Source organism: Sphingomonas rhamnosi, assembly GCF_036663615.1.
In the GTDB taxonomy this organism is placed as follows: Bacteria; Pseudomonadota; Alphaproteobacteria; order Sphingomonadales; family Sphingomonadaceae; genus Sphingomonas.
This window is the reverse complement of the sequence record NZ_JAXOJJ010000001.1, coordinates 170,903-186,964: the sequence shown is the minus strand read 5'-3', so window position 1 is coordinate 186,964 and position 16,062 is coordinate 170,903. Positions and strand designations below refer to the sequence as shown.

Genomic DNA, 16,062 nt, shown 5'->3' with positions numbered 1-16,062 from the left:
CCCACACCGATGCCGATCGTGTTCAGGCCATGCGCTGCAAATCCCGGCGTCCCACGTCGTTTTTGTCCATTGAGACGCGGCGATAGGTCGACGGAGTGACGCCGAACCGGTCCTTGAAGACACGGTTGAACGTCGCCTTCGATCCGAAGCCGGCATCGATCGCAAGCGTCAGGATATCGCCTTCGGAGCCGTCCCGAAGCCGCGCGGCGACATGCTCGACGCGCAGACCATTGATGGCCTCGGCAAATCCTAGCCCACGACCTTCGTTGAGGCCGCGCGACAGATAGGCGGTGTTGGTCCCAAGCCGGCGAGCCAACCCGGCAAGATCGAGGTCGGGATCGCGCCACCATCCGTGTTCCTCGATCCGGCGCATCCATTCGGCAGCGATCGTACACCAGTCGCGTTCGATCGGCTCCACGATAGGCTGTGGTCGAGAGTCTGCGTGACGCCACCCCTCGATCGCCAGATAATTACCGACGATCGCCAGCACGACATAGAAGCCGAACATGTCGAAGTAGGAGAGCGGTGCGACCAAGGCATCGGCGACCAGATATGCCGTTCGCACCGTCGCAATCACGGCAAAGGCGATCAGTACCGCCTGTACGCGCCGGACCGCAGCGAGATCCGATCGGCGCGCCATCAGCAAACCGCGATGCCGGTGCAGGGCACGCAATCCGGCAACGGCATAACCGATCATCGACGCTAGTAGCAGCAATGCCAAAATCGGATCGAGCCAGGGACGCTGTATCTCCCGGTCGAACGTCCCTCTCAAATCGAGCGGGAGACAGAAGACGACAGCCTGGTAGGTGAACTGGCCCAAGGGCAACGCGGCGTGCCAACGTGGTATCGGGCGATCGAAGATCAGGGTCGTCAGGTGAGCGTACAGCAGTGGACCCATTGCCAAGGGCACAGCGAACGGCGCGAACGAAAGCCACGGCCAACGATCATAGAAGCCGGCATAGCCGATGGCGAACGGCGTCAGCATACCGCACAGGACGAACAGCAACGCGCCGAGAGAACGTTGCGCGGCCCCGTGCCGCCTGATGATGATAGCGGTCGCCAGCACGAGCATCTGTACCTCGAACAGACCGAGGGTGAGGGACATGGGACTGATGCTCACATGCCTATCAGCCTCGCCATAGTGGCAAGGTCAATGGGCAATCGGTCAATGGTGTTGGTCGGACATGGGCACTTTGCGGTTCTAAGAATTGCGGACTTATCTAGGTTTCGAGAACGCTCGTCTTTTCCCGGTCCGATGCTTTTTGATAACGGTGGCCAGAGAGGGGGGGGCACCGTGGCTCGACGCCATTTGCTGCCAACATGAACAGATGGCAGATGTTGGGTAGCCGAAAGAAGGCTCTGAACGTCTGGTTCAGGGGCTCAACCGCCGGGGGTGCTTACGTGCCTCGCTTCGGTTTTCGCGGCTTGGGTGTCGGCAGCTCGGCCGCCGTTACGCGCAGCAGCTCGCCAAGCCATTCGGCATCGTCCCATCGATCGGCCGCGATGAGCATCTGCAGTTTAGCACCTGGATACGGCGGCGCATCCGACACCGGCTCGGCATAAGCGCGGCCCGAGACTGTCGGCTTAACGAAGAGCTGATCGTCGCAGACCGAACCGATCATCTTGCCGTCGACGTAGACGCCGTACTCACCGAACATCGGCTTGGCCGTCACCGCGCCGGCGCCGGCCACCTGTTCAAGCAAGAATTCGATTGTGCGTTGCTGCGTCGCCATACGACGAACCTAACAGGCGAGCGTCGCCGCGGGCAACAGTCCGACCATGGTCTGCGACGCCAACCGCGGTGAACCAGCGGCCGCTTTCGGGCATGGTCGAGGTGCCGCTGAACGGCCGAAAGTGGGTCAGAACGGCGGAGGCGGGTCCCGATTAAGACCGACTCAAGCCGCGCACATGCTCCCACACGGTGGAGATGACGACCGATCCCTCTCCTACCGAGGACGCCACGCGTTTCACCGATCCGGCGCGGACGTCGCCGACGGCAAAGATGCCTGCGCACGACGTGGCGAAAGGCGACAATGCGCCAGCCGCTTCGCCGGTGAGCACGAAGCCCTTGTCGTCGAGAGCGACCAGTTCGGAGAGCCAGCCCGTATTGGGTGCGGCCCCGACCATCACGAAGACCGCGCAGCTTGCCACGGTGCGGTCGCCGTCTCCATTGCGGATCGTCACCGCCTCCAGACTGTTCCCGCCATGAAGCTCGACGGCATGGGTACCGTATTCAATGGTGATCGCGGGGTCTGCCTCGAGCCTGCTCGACAGATAGCTGGACATGGACGAGGCCAGGGTGTCGCCGCGCACCAGCAGGCGAACGTGCCGCGCCGTACGGCTGAGGAACATCGCGGCCTGCCCGGCCGAATTACCGCCGCCGATGACCAGCACCTCCGTATCCCGGCAGAAGCGGGCCTCATTCTCGGTCGCGGCATAATAGATGCCCGTGCCCTCGAACTCGGCGAGGCGTGCGATCGGCAGGCGTCTGTACTGGACCCCGGTGGCGACCACCACAGAGGCTGCGAGAACGCGCCGACCATTGGCGAAGGTCGCGCAGAAGGCGCCGTTATCGAGCTGGTCCAGCGACTCGATGCGCCGGGGCATGACGAAACGCGTTCCGAATTTCATGGCCTGCACCTCGCCGCGCCACACAAGATCGGCACCGGAGATGCCGGTGGGAAAGCCCAGATAGTTCTCGATCCGGCTCGACGTGCCGGCCTGGCCGCCGATCGCGGTCTCGTCGACCACCAGCGCGCGCAACCCTTCGGCTCCTGCATAGACGCCGGCTGACACGCCGGCGGGGCCAGCCCCGACGATGAGCACGTCGAATGCCTCGTCGTCGGGAATGTCCTGATCGAGTCCAAGCAGCCGTGCCACCTTTTCCGGCGTTGGATCGCTCACCACCACATCGCGGCCGAATACCACGACGGGCTCTTGCGGCGCGGTTCCGCAACTGCTGGCGACATGGGCGGCCTCAGCGCTGCCGAGCGGGTAGGAGCGGTAGGGCAGGCGGTTGCGCGCGGCGAACTCGGCCACTTTCCTGACGGCCCTGTCCTCCTCTTCGCCAACCAACACCAGCATGCCGTCGCCGGCGTCCAGCTGCCGCCGACGGCGTGCCGCCAAGACCGTGATGACGATGTCCGACATCTCCGGTATGGCTGACATCAGGCGAAGCATCGCGGATCGCGGTACTTCCACGACGGTGGTGTCGCTCGCTGCGCGCATCGGGAGCGACCATGTGCCTCCGGACAGAAGCGAGATCTCGCTCATGAACTGGGTGGGTCCCAGCGTCGATGGCACCAGCCGATCGCCCGTGAACGGGTTGACGACCTCGATCTCCCCATCTTCGACATACACGAAGCGGTCGGCCGCAGCGCCGATCTCGGCCAGCATCGTTCCCTTGAGATAGTGCGTGCGTGTCCCCGCCGCCCGGATCGCGGCAATATGCGCAGGTTGCAGCGGAACCCGCTGCATTTCCCGCAGGTCACGGCCGATCGTTTCCATGAGCGCTGCCCCCTCTGCGATTCAACACTAGCCCGGTGAACGCGGCGACGGCAATCGCCGGGGGATGGCCCCGGCCGGGATCTGATCGGGTTCCGCGATCGCGATCGCCAAATGAACAGATGTCCGCTTCCGGGAAGCGCCGATGGGGCTGCGAGCGACCGGGTATGGGGTTCCTTGGCCAAGTCGGCGCCATGCGATTAGCTGAAGCGAAAAGTGTATGCGAGCGTGGCGCTCAGCACCAATGCGCCAGCGAAGGCCAACGGGGCAAAAAGGCCGATGTGCGACAGCAGATACGCGCCGATCGCGGCGCCGGCGAAGACTGCTGTGACCGCGCCTGTCCTTCGCTGCCAGTTCGGGTCATTTCCTCCCGCAAGGCGGGAATCGGCACCGAGCCCCGTCAGCGTCAGTGTGAGCACGGTGGTCGTCAGATCGGAGACCTTCAACTGCCGGATGGTGGCGTTCCGATAACCCATGGCTAGGCCAGTCAGCCCGATGATCGCAAACAAATGCGGTTCAGGCGATTGCGTCGCGACATCGAAGCCGATCGCGACGGCGGCCGCGATCCACAACAGGATCGCCTCGATGATCGCCGAGGTGACCAGCCATCGCGGTTCCGCGACCTGCGTAGCGCGCCGGGCAATACGTCCTGCGACAACGGCGCCGATCATGAAGCTGGCGAGCGCCATCACGAATGGCGCGACCTTGAAGCCCGGCGCGCCGGAGGCGGCGAACCCGAGGAGCACGATGTTACCCGTCATGTTCGCGGTGAACACCTTGCCGAGGCCGAGCACGCTCGCGGCATCGACCAGCCCGGTCGTCGCGGAGAGGAGCAGAAGTAAAGGCACGCGCGGGTCGCGGGGCGATGTCGGGTCGGGTGCCATCGGAGGTCCTTTTAGAAACGGAAATTGGCTTCGGTGCCGAACATCGCGATCGTTCGCGCCTTGCCCGTGTCGCGGATGAACTGGCCCGCCGCGAAGGCGGAGATTGACGTTGAAAGCTCAAGTTCGGGCGTCACCTGCCAAGCCAGCGTCGCTTCAGCTTCCTTGCCGATAAAGCGCGCGCGGGAGGTACCGGGCGCGCGGATCAGGGTGCCGGGAATATCGTACACGCCGTCGCTGCGGGAATAGCGCCAATAGGCCATTGCCGCGAGGCTGGCGGATACGGTCTTGCCGAGTGCTGCCGCGACACGCGGGTTCACGCTGACGATGTTGTAGGGGCCGACGGGGGATAGTTCGCCGAAATACTTGCCCTTGGGGAACAGCGCGTTGAACGTGCCGAGCCGGTCGTCGCCTGGATGAGAATCGCCGCTGACGATGTTGACACGCAGGACCGCATCGGGCGCGAGCTTTGCGTTTGGGAAGCGACGGCCGAGTTCGGTACCGAGCGTCCAGGCGGCTATCGGTCCGCCGGCGAAGCGGCCGAACTGCGCGACGCCCTCGACGTTCCAATGCCAGTCCGCCACCGTGTCGAAGGTGCGTGCGCCTATGCTGTGGCGGCGTTCGCGGCCGGCGCGTGTGCCGAACCGGGCCGCGGTGTTGCGGTAGCCGAGGTAATAGAGATCCAGCCTGCGCCGCGTTGCGTACACGCCCCAAAGCGACTTCGTCCGCGAACTACGATCGTCGAGCGTGCCGAGGCCGGGTTGGACGGGCTTCACCGCGAGCAGGCTGACGGTCGCGCCACCGACAGTCGCGAGCGCGCGGAACCCGTCGAACGCGAGCGGCACGTTCGGGCCGTAGCGCGTGCCGACCAGCCGCTCGGTGCCGAGCGACAGCATCTGGCGGCCAGCGCGGACGGTGACGCCGGCACCGTCGAACGATCCCGTTTCCGCATTGCCCAGCCGGACGTCGACAAACCCTTGGAGCAGGTCGACGCGGGTCTGATCGATCGGGCCTGCGGACGGCGCCACCCCGGCGGCGTAGGCGGCGATCGGCTGCACGAACCCGCGGACGCGGCCGACATGGAGATCGGCATAAGGCATTGCGCGCATCCACAGATGGCCGTCGTCGGGCGCATCGCCGCCGCCCCACAGGTTCGCGCGATAGGCCTCGTTGCGCAGGCGGACTTCCACGCCCGTGGTGAGATAGACCTCGTCACCGAGCGGGATATATTTGAACGGCTCGGTCCAGCGGCCGGTGCGCGTTGCCGGATCGGCAAGCGTCGACCAACGCTCGTCGTACCGCGTGGTGGTGAGCGTCGGCGGCTGCCACGCCTCACGCTCCTGCGCTGCGGCCGGCACCGCCGTCAGCGTCAGGACGAGAGACCATCTATGCACGTCGCGCCCGGTCGAGCAGCGCGACGAGCACGAAGCCGCCGATCAGCCCGAGATGCTCGAAAAACGCGTTGGTCGCCATGAACCGCGCTTGCCCGGCCGGCATGGCCCAGAACGCATTGGCCGTGAACGCCGCGAGCAGCGTGAAGACGCCGAGCATCCCCGCGCCCAGCCACACGAACCGGCCCGTCAGGATCAGGATCGGGCCGATCAGCTCGACCGCGATCGTGAGCGCCGCCCAGACCGGAGGCGGATGCAGGCCGAAATGCGCTTGTTCTGCGACTGCCGCGGGCCAGTCGCCGAGCTTGACGATGCCGCCGAGGAGATAGGCGCTGACTAACGCAAGACGGGCGAGCGTGGCGGTCCGGCGCCAGTCGAGGATCGTATCGACGAACCGGGGGACGGGGATCTGCACCGGCCTAGCGCGCCGGGCCGCTGTGGATCTCGGCGATATAGCCGCCGGGGAAACGGACGATCGCCGATTGCCGATCGCCATCGGTTTGTGCCGGGACCAACGTCTCGGCGCCCGCTGCCGCCGCCTTGGCGAGGGTCGCGGCGAGATCGGTCACCGCATAGCCGGTGGTGTCGCGGCCGTAGGGCCAGGGGAGTTGACCGTCCGAAACGATGACCGCCATCTTGCCGTAGCCCGACGTGATGCGGAGGCGGCGATAGGTCTTGCCCGGCTGGCCGATCACGGCGCCCGGTGCGGCCTTTTCGTCGGATACGATCCGGCCATTCGAAAAGCCGAGCCAGCCTTTCACGAATGCGTCGGCGGCATCCGCGGTTAGGTAAATGCGGTTCTCCGGCACCGTCGCGAGCGCGGCATAATGCGGCGTCGCGGTGTGCCAATAGAGCTGCATGTTGACGCCGCCCGGCCACTGCACCAGCGCATCGCGGCCGATCGGATCGGGGAAAATCGTTACCAGTCGGGTCGCGCCGTGCTTCACCGCTGCGGCGACGGCGGCATCCAGATCGCTCACCAGATAGCCGGTGCGCTCCTGCCCGAACGGGTAGGGGATCGGTGTCTTGAAGCCGAACACCGACACCGTGCCGACAGGCGTCAGGATCAGTTGCGACAGCGTCTGGCTGGGCGTCGGCGTGACCTGGAACACGCCCTGCTTGCTGGTCGTGCCGCCGAACGTCGCGACGAAGCTCGCGACGAACCGGTCGAAATCCTCCGGCGCGACATAGACGTGGGTCGTGTCGTATTGCGCGCCGACCGCGTACCCGGCAGCGGGCGCCTCCCGGGCTATCGAAGGGACCGACGGCGCCGCACCGATCAGCGCGGCGGCGAACAGCATGGCGAAACGCTTCATCGTCTTTCTCCCCTTCACGATCAGACCGCCCAACAGCCGCAGCCGAACGCACCCCAGAAGCTTTGCACATCGGCGACCGGCACCTCGCGGCCGAGTGCCGCAGCATGGTCGTGGCCGTGGACCGAACACCCGGTCGCGCATCCGCATGCCGCGGCGAGCTTTGCCGAGGCCTCGGGCGTGCGGTGGTATCCACCGAACGTCGCGACCGGCGACCAGTCGGGCATGGGTTTGGGCAGCGGCGGCGCGAGCGGCGCGTAGTCGCCTTCGCCGAACACCACTTTCCCGCCAAGCAGTGTCAGGACCGAGCGCAGATGCGGGATGTCGGTCTCGGGGACGGTCAGATAATCGCCCGACAGGACCGCGAGATCGGCGAGTTGCCCCGCCTTGATCCGGCCCTTCTTGCCGACCTCGCTCGAGAACCAGGTGTTCTCGTGCGTCCACATCGCAAGCGCCTTTTCGCGGCTGACCCGGTTCGCGCCGGGATACAGGTCGAGGCCGCCGACTGTCCGTCCCGTCACCAGCCAGTTGAGCGACACCCAGGGATTGTAGCTCGCGACGCGCGTGGCATCCGTGCCGGCGCCGACGTGCAGCCCGGCGGCGAGCATCTTGGCGATCGGCGGCGTGCGTTCGGCCGCCTTTGCGCCGTAGCGCTCGACGAAATATTCGCCTTGGTACGCCATGCGGTGTTGGACCGCGATGCCGCCGCCGAGCGCGGCGATCCGATCGATGTTGCGGTCGCTGATCGTCTCGGCATGGTCGAAGAACCAGTTGATCCCATCGAACGGAATGTCCTTTGCGACCTTCTCGTACACGTCCAGCGCGCGGCCGATCGTCTGGTCATAGGTCGCGTGCAGCCGCCACGGCCATTTATGCTCGGCGAGCAGCCGGATGACGAGTTCGAGATCGCCCTCCATGCTCGGCGGCATGTCGGGGCGCTCGACGCGGAAATCCTCGAAGTCGGCGGCGGAATAGACCAGCATCTCGCCCGCGCCGTTGTGGCGGTATGTGTCATCACCTTGGCCGGGCGTGACCTGCTTCACCCAGCCCTTGAAGTCGGCGAGTTCCTCCTTCGGCTTCTGCGTGAACAGGTTGTAGCTGATCCGCAGCGTCAGCTCGTCGGCGGCGTGGAGCTTCTCGATGATCGCATAGTCGTCGGGATAGTTCTGGAAGCCGCCGCCCGCGTCGATCACGCCCGTGACGCCAAGCGAATTCATCTCGCGCATGAAATGGCGCGTGGAGTTGAGCTGGTATTCCGGCGGCAGCTTCGGCCCTTTGGCGAGCGTCGAATAGAGGATCGTCGCGTTGGGATGCGCGAGCAGCAGCCCGGTCGGGTTGCCCGCCGCATCGCGGACGATCTCGCCGCCGGGCGGGTTGGGCGTGTCCTTGCCGTAGCCGACGACGCGCAACGCCGCGCGTTCAGCAGCGCGCGGTCGTACAGATGCAGGATGAAAACCGGCGTATCGGGCGCGACCGCGTTCAGTTCGGCGATCGTCGGCAGGCGCTTTTCGGCGAACTGGTGCTCGGTGAAGCCGCCGACGACGCGCACCCATTGCGGGGCGGGGGTATTGTCGACCTGTCGCTTGAGCATGGCCATCGCGTCGGCGAGGCTCGGCACGCCGTCCCAGCGCAGCTCGAGGTTATAGTTCAGCCCGCCGCGGATGATGTGCATGTGGCTGTCGATCAGGCCGGGGATCACCCGCCGCCCGCCCGCGTCGATCACGGTCGCTTGCGGCGCGGCGGCACGCACCTCCTGCTCGGAGCCGACCGCCAAGAACTTGCCGTCGCGGATCGCGATCGCCTGCGCCTCGGGGTTCTCGCGGTCGAGCGTCGTCACCTTGGCGTTGACGAGGATCAGGTCGGACATGGTCGGTCTCCGGTTTCCGGCAAGCAGCGGGGCCAGCGTCGCCGCTGCCCCGCCGAGGATGGTCGTGCGGCGGTCGAGGATCATGGGGCGATCACGCCGCGTCGTCGTGGTGGTGGCCGGGCAGCATCCCGAAGACATGGTCGGTACACGCCCCGGATCGCGGCGGCCTTGTCGCGGCTCGCCCACAGGCTTTTCGCGAGCGGCACCGCCTGCTCGCCGAGCAAGATGCCGGCGAGCCCGATCAGCGCGATCGTCGGCGGGGCCGGCGACCGGACCTTCAGCAGCGCATAGATCACGCCGACGAACAGGCCGGCGGCGAGCGAGATCAGGTACGGCCGCACGGGATCAATGCCCGCCTTCGGACGCGCCGAACATCGTCTTGGCGTAGGTGATGCCGAGGCCGTAGGCGCCGGCGAATTTCCGCGCGACGCCGGTGACCGCGTCGTAGGTTTCGGTCCGCGCCCAGTCGCGCTGCAGTTCGAGCAGATACTGGACCGACGTCATCGGCACCGCGCCCAGCTGGATCATCCGCTGCACCGCGCGCTCATGCGCCTCCACCGAAACGTCGCCGCACGCGTCGCTGATGAAATACGCCTCGAACCCCTGGTCGATCGCCGATGCGACCGGGCCGACGATGCAAACGCCGGTCCACAGGCCCGCGAACACGATCCGCGTCTTGCCGATCCGGTTGACCTCGTCGATCACCGCGGCGTCTTCCCAGGTGTTCATCGAGGTGCGGTCGAGCAGCGGCTCGCCGGGAAGCGCGTCGGTGATCTCGCTGAACATCGGCCCCGAAAAGCTGTCGACTGCGACCGTCGTCAGGATCGTCGGCACGTCGAACACCGCCGCCGCATGGCTGATGAGCGCGGCATTGTTGCGCAACAATTCGGTCGCGATCGACTTGGTGGCGAACGCCATCTGCGACTGGAAATCGATCAGCACCAGCGTGTGATCGGTCGGCGAGATCAGCGATACGCCGGGCGTGGCGGTGGCGGTGGCGGTGGCCGTAATGGTCATGATAGTCTCCCGTTGAAAAATCGGTCAGCGCGCCTGCCAGGTGCGGCGCCAGATCAGCGGGGTCGCACCGACCACGCGGCGGAACAGCCGGGTCAGATGCGCCTGGTCGGTCAGACCACAGGCGTAGGCGATGTGGCTGAGCGTATCGTCGGTCTGCAGCATCAATGTCTGCGCGCGGCGGACCCGCTGGCGGATCAGGAAGGCGTGCGGCGTCTCGCCCGTCGTCACCTTGAAGGCGCGACAGAAATGCCCGGTGCTGAGGCGCGCGACCTCGGCGAGCGCGTCGACCCCGATCGTCGCGCCCAGATGCGCATCGATATGCTGGACGACGGAGCGCAATTGCCACGAGGCGAGTCCGCCCTTGACCGGCTTGGCCTTCGCAGAAGGGCCGTTAGCGGGTGCCGCATCGTCGGCGAACCCATTCCCGACATCGGCGAACATCGCCGCGAGCCGCTCGAGATAATGGCGAGCGACCTTTGGATTATGATCGAGCGTGCTGACCGCATTCGCGACCAGACTGGCCGCCACCGTTGGCACGAACCCCCGTGGCAATGCTGTCGCGGGAGGAAGGATATGCAGCATCGCCAGAGTCTCCGTCGCAGTCAGTACGAAGGAGCATAAGGGATACGGATCGATCAGCTGAGCCCCGGCCGGGGCGGCGTGCGCCCCCTCTTTAGGGGTGGGCGATGTCGCGTCGGATCAGAGCGCGATGATCCCGCGCCTGACGGCGATCGTCACCGCGTGCGTGCGATCCGACGCGCCGAGTTTCGCGAAGATCAGCTTCATATGGCCCTTCACGGTTTCCTCCGAGACAGTCAGCTTGGCCGCGATCTGCTTGTTCGAATTGCCTGAGGCTGCGAGCGACAGCACGCCGATCTCGCGCTCGGTCAGCGCATCCTCGATCACGTGGAAGGCTATGCTCGACGCCACCTGCGCGTTCAGATGCTTGCCGCCGGCATGGACCGAGCGGATCGTGTCGAGCAGTTCCTTGCGCAGGGTGTTCTTCAGCAGATAGCCGGCCGCCCCCGCGCGCAATGCCCGCAACGCCTGCGCGTCGCCCGAATAGGTCGTCAGCACGACGATCCGCGCGTGTGGCCAGTTGCTCCGCATCGCCGCGATCGTGTCGACTCCGCCGATCCCCGGCATCTGCAGATCCATGAGAACGATGTCGGGCAGATGCGTCGGGTACAGTGCCAGTGCCTGTTCGCCCGACTCGGCCTCCGCGACCACCGCCAGATCCTCCTGCGTTTCGATCACCGCCTTCACGCCTTCGCGAAGGAAGGGATGATCGTCGACGATCATGATCCGGATTCGAGGGGAGGGCGGCAAGGCAGGCTCTCGGGCTGGCAGGAGGGGACGTGGCGACCGTGGGCCGAGACTAGCGGACGTGGCAAGCGGCGGGTGCATCAGCGCGCGGCGAGCCGGTCGAAGGCTGCGCGAAAGATCGCGACCACCGTCTCGAACCGCCCCGCGCCGACGCAGAACACCCAGCGCGACAGCGTCCTGGCCCCAGCATCGGGCAGCGCATCGGCAAGCCCTGCGAGCATGGCATCCGGGGTCCCGTCCAGCCTGTCCGGATCGAGACCGCTGTCGAGCAGGCTGGGGGCGAACGCCGCCGATGTCGCCTCGATCCGGATCGCCTCGCGCGCGGCGGTCGCCACCGCCTGGCGCATCGTCGCCGGTGTCCAGGCCGCAGGATCGCCAAGCCCGATCGCCAGCACGGTGGTCGCGCTGATCGGTCGTGCGGGTGCCGATAACGTCAGCACGTCGCCCGCCTCTGCGCGGAAAATACCGTCTGCCCGAAGTCGTGTGATCGCGCCGCCGAGTGCTGTGTCGAGATGGCCCAACCCGCCGCCTGGGCGCGGCCGTCCGATCTCGTGCGTGAACACGCCGGCGCTGGCGAGCATCACCTCGACACTGACCGCATCGCGCGGCGCGGCGTCGATGCGGACACCCCGCAATACCCCGATCGTCGCCGCGTCATCGGCACGGCCGTCCATCGGCGGCATCCTGTTCTCCCGTGGATCCCATGCGGACCTGTGCCACCAGGTATCATGCCGTCGGCGCTGGCGCGTGGACAGGGATGACCGAAGTTGGATAATTATGATGTTTGTCGCGTTGGCTCTTTCCCTTCGCCTTCTCGGCACTTGCGTATTGTCGTTCCGCAGGCGCAACGTCGATCGCAACACGGTCGTCTCGGGTGAAGTCTTGATCGCGCAGTCCGGTTTTTTGCGCTCTGCGCCTGGCGGAACGATCGCCCGCATCCTGGTCGGCATCCTGTGCTGTTTCATGGTCGTCGGCAGCGCGTGGGCGCTCGACTCCTCGCGGACCATCGCGCAGATGCGCCATTCGCGCTGGACGCTGGGTGACGGTGCGCCGGGCAACATCCGCGCGATCGTGCAGGGCCGCGACGGCTATCTCTGGCTCGGCACCGCGACGGGTCTGTACCGGTTCGACGGGATCGTTTTCGAGCGCATCGTCCCGGTCGATCAGGACAAGTATCGCTCGCCGCAAATCACAGCGTTGCTTGCGGCACGCAATGGCGACATCTGGGTCGGGTACGACTTCGGCGGCATTTCGGTGGTCCGCGGCGGCGTCCTGAAGGATGCGAATCCCCGGCCCCCCACGGGCGGGGTGAACAGCATCGTCGAAGGGCAGGACGGCGCGATCTGGGTTGCGTGCGATTCGATGGGAAAGCTGGTGCTCAGTCGGCTGCTCAAGGGCCGGTGGACCGCGTTCGGCGCTCAGCATGGTGTTCCCGACAGCGAGATGGGCGATATTCTCAGCACGCCCGACGGCATCTATCTGTCGCTCGTACCGCGGTTGCTTCGTCTCAGGCCGGGTGGCACGCGTTTCGAGGATACCGGCGTGGCGATCGACGCACCCACGTCGCTCGCGCAGGATCGTCAGGGCGTGGTCTGGCGACGCACTGATACGCGGCTCGAACCGATCGACGGGACCGCGCGCGCCTATCGGATCGGCAGCAGCACCACGCCCTATGTCGTCGAACGCATGATCTTCGACCAGGACGGCAATCTCTGGATCGCAGGCCAGGATACGGGGCTCGGTCGTCTCTCGGCCACTGCTTTGCAGCGCCGGTTTCCCGCGGGCCGCGTCGAACTGTTTACCGAGCGGCAGGGCCTGACCGCGACCTTGACGACGGCGGTGCTGGAGGATCGCGAGCGCAATGTCTGGGTCGGGACGGAATCGGGGCTCGACCGGTTCTCGCCGAGCAACATCGTACAACCTGCGCAGACCGAGGCGATCATGTCGGGCTTCGTCGGCACCGCGGCGTCGCGCAACCTGTTCGTCGCCGGATTGTCCGGCGTCTACCGCATCGATCGATCCGGCACGCCCGTGCTGATCTTTCCGCAAGCCGACATCGGCGTCCTGTGCGGGGATGATCGCCGCCTGTTGGTCATCAGCATGGCCGGTAAGTCCTTGCTCGACCTCGACCCGGCCGGCAATCTTGCCAAGGTGACGCCGGTTGCGGGGCCGCTGTCGATCACCTGCACGGTGGATAGCGCGGGCGTGTTCTGGGCTGGGTTCGCACAAATCTACCGCCTCGCCGGATCGCGGTTGCAGCCTGTTGCCAAGCCTAGCGGTACGCCCGCCGGGTCGATCCACCGGGTCCGTTCCGACGGGGCGGGTGCGGTGGTGTTCGGACGGATCGGACACGGCGTATCCCGCCTGCGCGACGGCCGCGAGACGCTGTTGTGGCGCAGCAGGGATCAGGTCACCGGCAGGACCGCGACCTGGGTGCCGAGCCGGAACGGACTGCTCGTCGTCGGGGACCAGGGCCTCGCACGATATGACGGCACGCGTCTCGCGTCGCTGCGCGATCGAACCTATCCGTTCCTCGCGGGCCTGACCGGACTGATCCAGACGCCGGACGGGTCGACCTGGGTGATCGGCGCGAACGGCATCGTCCGGATGCCCACGCGGTCGCTGGACGCCGCGTTCGCGCATCCGGGCGCGCCGATCCCGCACGAACGGTTCGGCTATCAGGAGGACTTCCGCGCCCGCTCGAACATGGTCGAGACCAACGACATCGGCCAGGATGCGGCCGGACGGCTATGGTTCGCGACCAACAAAGGGTTGGCGATGATCGACCCGGGCCATCTGTCGCGAAACCGCTTGCCGCCGACCGTGCAGATCCGCTCGCTCGATGCCGGCGGTGCGGCGCAACCCCTGGCGAATCGGCCGGTCGCTTTTCCGGCCGGTACCAATCACGTCCGGATCCGCTACACCGCGCTCAGCCTCACCAATGCGACGGCAAACCGGTTTCGCTATCGGATCGAGGGGATCGATCGCGACTGGATCGATGCCGGCACCGCGCGCGAGGCTCTGTACACCAATCTCAGCCCCGGCACGTATCGGTTTCAGGTGATCGCCGCCAACAACGACGGTGTGTGGAACCGCGACGGTGCGGCGCTGACGTTCACGATCGCGCCGCGTTTCTATCAGACGCATGCTTTCATCGTGTTGTGCATCGCAGTCGCGGTGGCGCTGGTGTGGCTGCTCTATCGCCGCCGGGTCCGCGCGATCGCCGACCGCACGCGCGGTCGCTTCGAGGTCCAGCTGGCGGAGCGCGAGCGGATCGCCCGCGAACTGCACGACACATTGCTCCAAGGGTTCCAAGGGCTGATGCTGCAATTCCAGTCGGTGGTCGAGCTTCTGCCGCGCGGCGACCGCGCGCGCACGAGTCTGGAAAACGCCTTGGAGCGCGCCGACGACGTGCTGCTCGACGGCCGCGATCGGGTCCGGTCGCTGCGCGAGACGATGGAGCCGGTCGCGTTGCCCGCGCTCTTGGCCGCGATCGCCGAGGATGGCGTCCCGCCGCCGCTGGCCTGGGATGTCGCGGTCGACGGCGTTATGCATCCGGTCTGCGCCCCCGTCGCGGACGAGATCGCGCAGATCGTCCGCGAAGCGCTGGCCAATGCGGTGCGGCATGCCGGTGCGGATCGGCTCATCATCGGTCTCCGATCGACCTCCGACAGACTCGTCGTGAGCGTGACGGACGACGGTATCGGCCTCCCGTCCGACGTCCGCGAAACGGGGCATCGACCCGGCCATTACGGCCTGGTCGGCATGCGCGAGCGCGCCGTCGCGCTCGGCGGGACGCTGGTGATGCAGTCCGCCACCGGCTCCGGCACCAAGATCAAGGTGACGATCCCGGCGCGCATCGCCTATCGCTGAGCGGGAGCGCGACGATCGTCGCCCTCCCGCTTGTATCCTCGCGCGATCAGCCCTTCACGAAGGCCAGCAGATCCGGATTGATGACCTCGGCATGCGTCGTCAGCATGCCGTGCGGGAATCCCTTGTAGATCTTCAGCGTGGCGTTCTGCAGCAGCTTGGCCTGGAGCACCGCGGCGTTCTCGAACGGCACGATCTGGTCGTCGTCGCCCTGCAGGACGAGCGTCGGCACGGTGATCGCCTTCAGGTCCGCAGTCTGGTCGGTCTCTGAAAACGCCTTGATCCCGTCGTAATGCGCGAGCGCGCTGCCCATCATGCCCTGGCGCCACCAATTCTGGACGATGCCCGGCGAGACCTTTTCGCTCGGCCGGTTGAAGCCGTAGAACGGCCCCGAAGCGACATCGAGAAAGAACTGCGCGCGGTTCTCGGCCAACGCCTTGCGGAACCCGTCGAACACGGACATCGGCAGGCCGCCCGGATTGCTCGCGCTCTTGAGCATCATCGGCGGCACGGCGCTGACCAGCACCGCCTTGGCGACGCGCCCCTGCGGCTGGCCGAACTTCGCGACATAGCGCGCGACTTCGCCGCCGCCGGTCGAGTGACCGATATGCACCGCATTCCGCAGGTCGAGATGCTCGGCCACCGCGGAGGCATCGGCGGCGTAATGGTCCATGTCGTTGCCGGTATCGGCCTGCGACGAGCGGCCATGCCCGCGGCGGTCATGCGCGACGACGCGGTAGCCCTCGCCCAGGAAGAACAGCATTTGCGTGTCCCAGTCGTCCGACGACAGCGGCCAGCCATGATGGAACACGATCGGCTGGGCGGCCTTCGGACCCCAGTCCTTGTAGAAGATGTCGACGCCGTCCTTGGTCTTGATGAATCCACTGCTCATT

The 16,062-nt window shown here is 66.4% G+C and carries 14 protein-coding genes and 1 pseudogene; 1 reads left to right on the top strand and 14 read right to left on the bottom strand.

Features of this window, described 5'->3' with window-relative positions; translation table 11 throughout:
- Positions 1-22: 22 nt before the first annotated feature.
- The 13 genes and pseudogenes from U1701_RS00935 to U1701_RS00875 form a co-directional block, all read right to left on the bottom strand.
- A complete protein-coding gene (locus tag U1701_RS00935; protein ID WP_332780659.1) occupies positions 23-1,105 on the bottom strand; it encodes an AraC family transcriptional regulator in 1,083 nt (360 codons plus the stop codon).
- A 292-nt stretch (positions 1,106-1,397) separates the two neighbouring features.
- Complete coding sequence (locus U1701_RS00930) at positions 1,398-1,733, bottom strand: TfoX/Sxy family protein (RefSeq protein WP_332780658.1); 336 nt, start codon at positions 1,731-1,733, stop codon at positions 1,398-1,400.
- A gap of 151 nt (positions 1,734-1,884) precedes the next feature.
- Positions 1,885-3,507 (bottom strand): FAD-dependent oxidoreductase, encoded by a 1,623-nt coding sequence (locus U1701_RS00925; RefSeq protein WP_332780657.1) that lies wholly within the window; start codon positions 3,505-3,507, stop codon positions 1,885-1,887.
- A gap of 197 nt (positions 3,508-3,704) precedes the next feature.
- Positions 3,705-4,388 (bottom strand): YoaK family protein, encoded by a 684-nt coding sequence (locus U1701_RS00920; RefSeq protein ID WP_332780656.1) that lies wholly within the window; start codon positions 4,386-4,388, stop codon positions 3,705-3,707.
- A gap of 11 nt (positions 4,389-4,399) precedes the next feature.
- Positions 4,400-5,779, bottom strand: a complete 1,380-nt coding sequence (locus U1701_RS00915; protein WP_332780655.1) for an alginate export family protein — start codon at positions 5,777-5,779, stop codon at positions 4,400-4,402.
- Positions 5,772-6,191: a DoxX family protein gene (locus U1701_RS00910; RefSeq protein WP_332780654.1), complete on the bottom strand. Its 420-nt coding sequence runs from the start codon at positions 6,189-6,191 to the stop codon at positions 5,772-5,774. Before U1701_RS00910 ends, U1701_RS00915 begins: the two co-directional genes overlap by 8 nt.
- Before the next feature lie 4 nt (positions 6,192-6,195).
- A complete protein-coding gene (locus U1701_RS00905; RefSeq protein WP_332780653.1) occupies positions 6,196-7,092 on the bottom strand; it encodes a glyoxalase in 897 nt (298 codons plus the stop codon).
- A gap of 20 nt (positions 7,093-7,112) precedes the next feature.
- Positions 7,113-8,956, bottom strand: a pseudogene (locus U1701_RS00900) (amidohydrolase).
- 80 nt (positions 8,957-9,036) lie between these two features.
- Complete coding sequence (locus tag U1701_RS00895) at positions 9,037-9,297, bottom strand: DUF1427 family protein (protein ID WP_332780652.1); 261 nt, start codon at positions 9,295-9,297, stop codon at positions 9,037-9,039.
- A 4-nt stretch (positions 9,298-9,301) separates the two neighbouring features.
- Complete coding sequence (locus tag U1701_RS00890; RefSeq protein ID WP_332780651.1) at positions 9,302-9,973, bottom strand: hydrolase; 672 nt, start codon at positions 9,971-9,973, stop codon at positions 9,302-9,304.
- A gap of 24 nt (positions 9,974-9,997) precedes the next feature.
- On the bottom strand, positions 9,998-10,555 hold the full coding sequence (locus U1701_RS00885; RefSeq protein WP_332780650.1) for a helix-turn-helix domain-containing protein: 558 nt from the start codon (positions 10,553-10,555) through the stop codon (positions 9,998-10,000).
- A 117-nt stretch (positions 10,556-10,672) separates the two neighbouring features.
- Positions 10,673-11,275: a response regulator gene (locus U1701_RS00880; RefSeq protein ID WP_332780649.1), complete on the bottom strand. Its 603-nt coding sequence runs from the start codon at positions 11,273-11,275 to the stop codon at positions 10,673-10,675.
- A 104-nt stretch (positions 11,276-11,379) separates the two neighbouring features.
- Entirely contained in the window at positions 11,380-11,973 is a 594-nt protein-coding gene (locus U1701_RS00875) for a M17 family peptidase N-terminal domain-containing protein (RefSeq protein ID WP_332780648.1), read from the bottom strand.
- A 229-nt stretch (positions 11,974-12,202) separates the two neighbouring features.
- Here U1701_RS00875 and U1701_RS00870 point away from each other — a divergent pair, with 229 nt between their 5' ends.
- Positions 12,203-15,172 (top strand): sensor histidine kinase, encoded by a 2,970-nt coding sequence (locus U1701_RS00870; protein ID WP_332780647.1) that lies wholly within the window; start codon positions 12,203-12,205, stop codon positions 15,170-15,172.
- Positions 15,173-15,218: 46 nt separating this feature from the next.
- On the opposite strand, the gene U1701_RS00865 is transcribed toward U1701_RS00870, so the two are convergent.
- Entirely contained in the window at positions 15,219-16,061 is an 843-nt protein-coding gene (locus U1701_RS00865; protein WP_332780646.1) for an alpha/beta fold hydrolase, read from the bottom strand.
- Position 16,062 lies beyond the last annotated feature (1 nt).

Bases quoted from the DNA above. Each gene is read 5' to 3' on its own strand.
- U1701_RS00935 (WP_332780659.1), bottom strand. From the start codon at position 1,105: ATGTCCCTCACCCTCGGTCTGTTCGAGGTACAGATGCTCGTGCTGGCG.
- U1701_RS00930 (WP_332780658.1), bottom strand. From the start codon at position 1,733: ATGGCGACGCAGCAACGCACAATCGAATTCTTGCTTGAACAGGTGGCC.
- U1701_RS00925 (WP_332780657.1), bottom strand. From the start codon at position 3,507: ATGGAAACGATCGGCCGTGACCTGCGGGAAATGCAGCGGGTTCCGCTG.
- U1701_RS00920 (WP_332780656.1), bottom strand. From the start codon at position 4,388: ATGGCACCCGACCCGACATCGCCCCGCGACCCGCGCGTGCCTTTACTT.
- U1701_RS00905 (WP_332780653.1), bottom strand. From the start codon at position 7,092: ATGAAGCGTTTCGCCATGCTGTTCGCCGCCGCGCTGATCGGTGCGGCG.
- U1701_RS00890 (WP_332780651.1), bottom strand. From the start codon at position 9,973: ATGACCATTACGGCCACCGCCACCGCCACCGCCACGCCCGGCGTATCG.
- U1701_RS00885 (WP_332780650.1), bottom strand. From the start codon at position 10,555: ATGCTGCATATCCTTCCTCCCGCGACAGCATTGCCACGGGGGTTCGTG.
- U1701_RS00880 (WP_332780649.1), bottom strand. From the start codon at position 11,275: ATGATCGTCGACGATCATCCCTTCCTTCGCGAAGGCGTGAAGGCGGTG.
- U1701_RS00875 (WP_332780648.1), bottom strand. From the start codon at position 11,973: ATGGACGGCCGTGCCGATGACGCGGCGACGATCGGGGTATTGCGGGGT.
- U1701_RS00865 (WP_332780646.1), bottom strand. From the start codon at position 16,061: ATGAGCAGTGGATTCATCAAGACCAAGGACGGCGTCGACATCTTCTAC.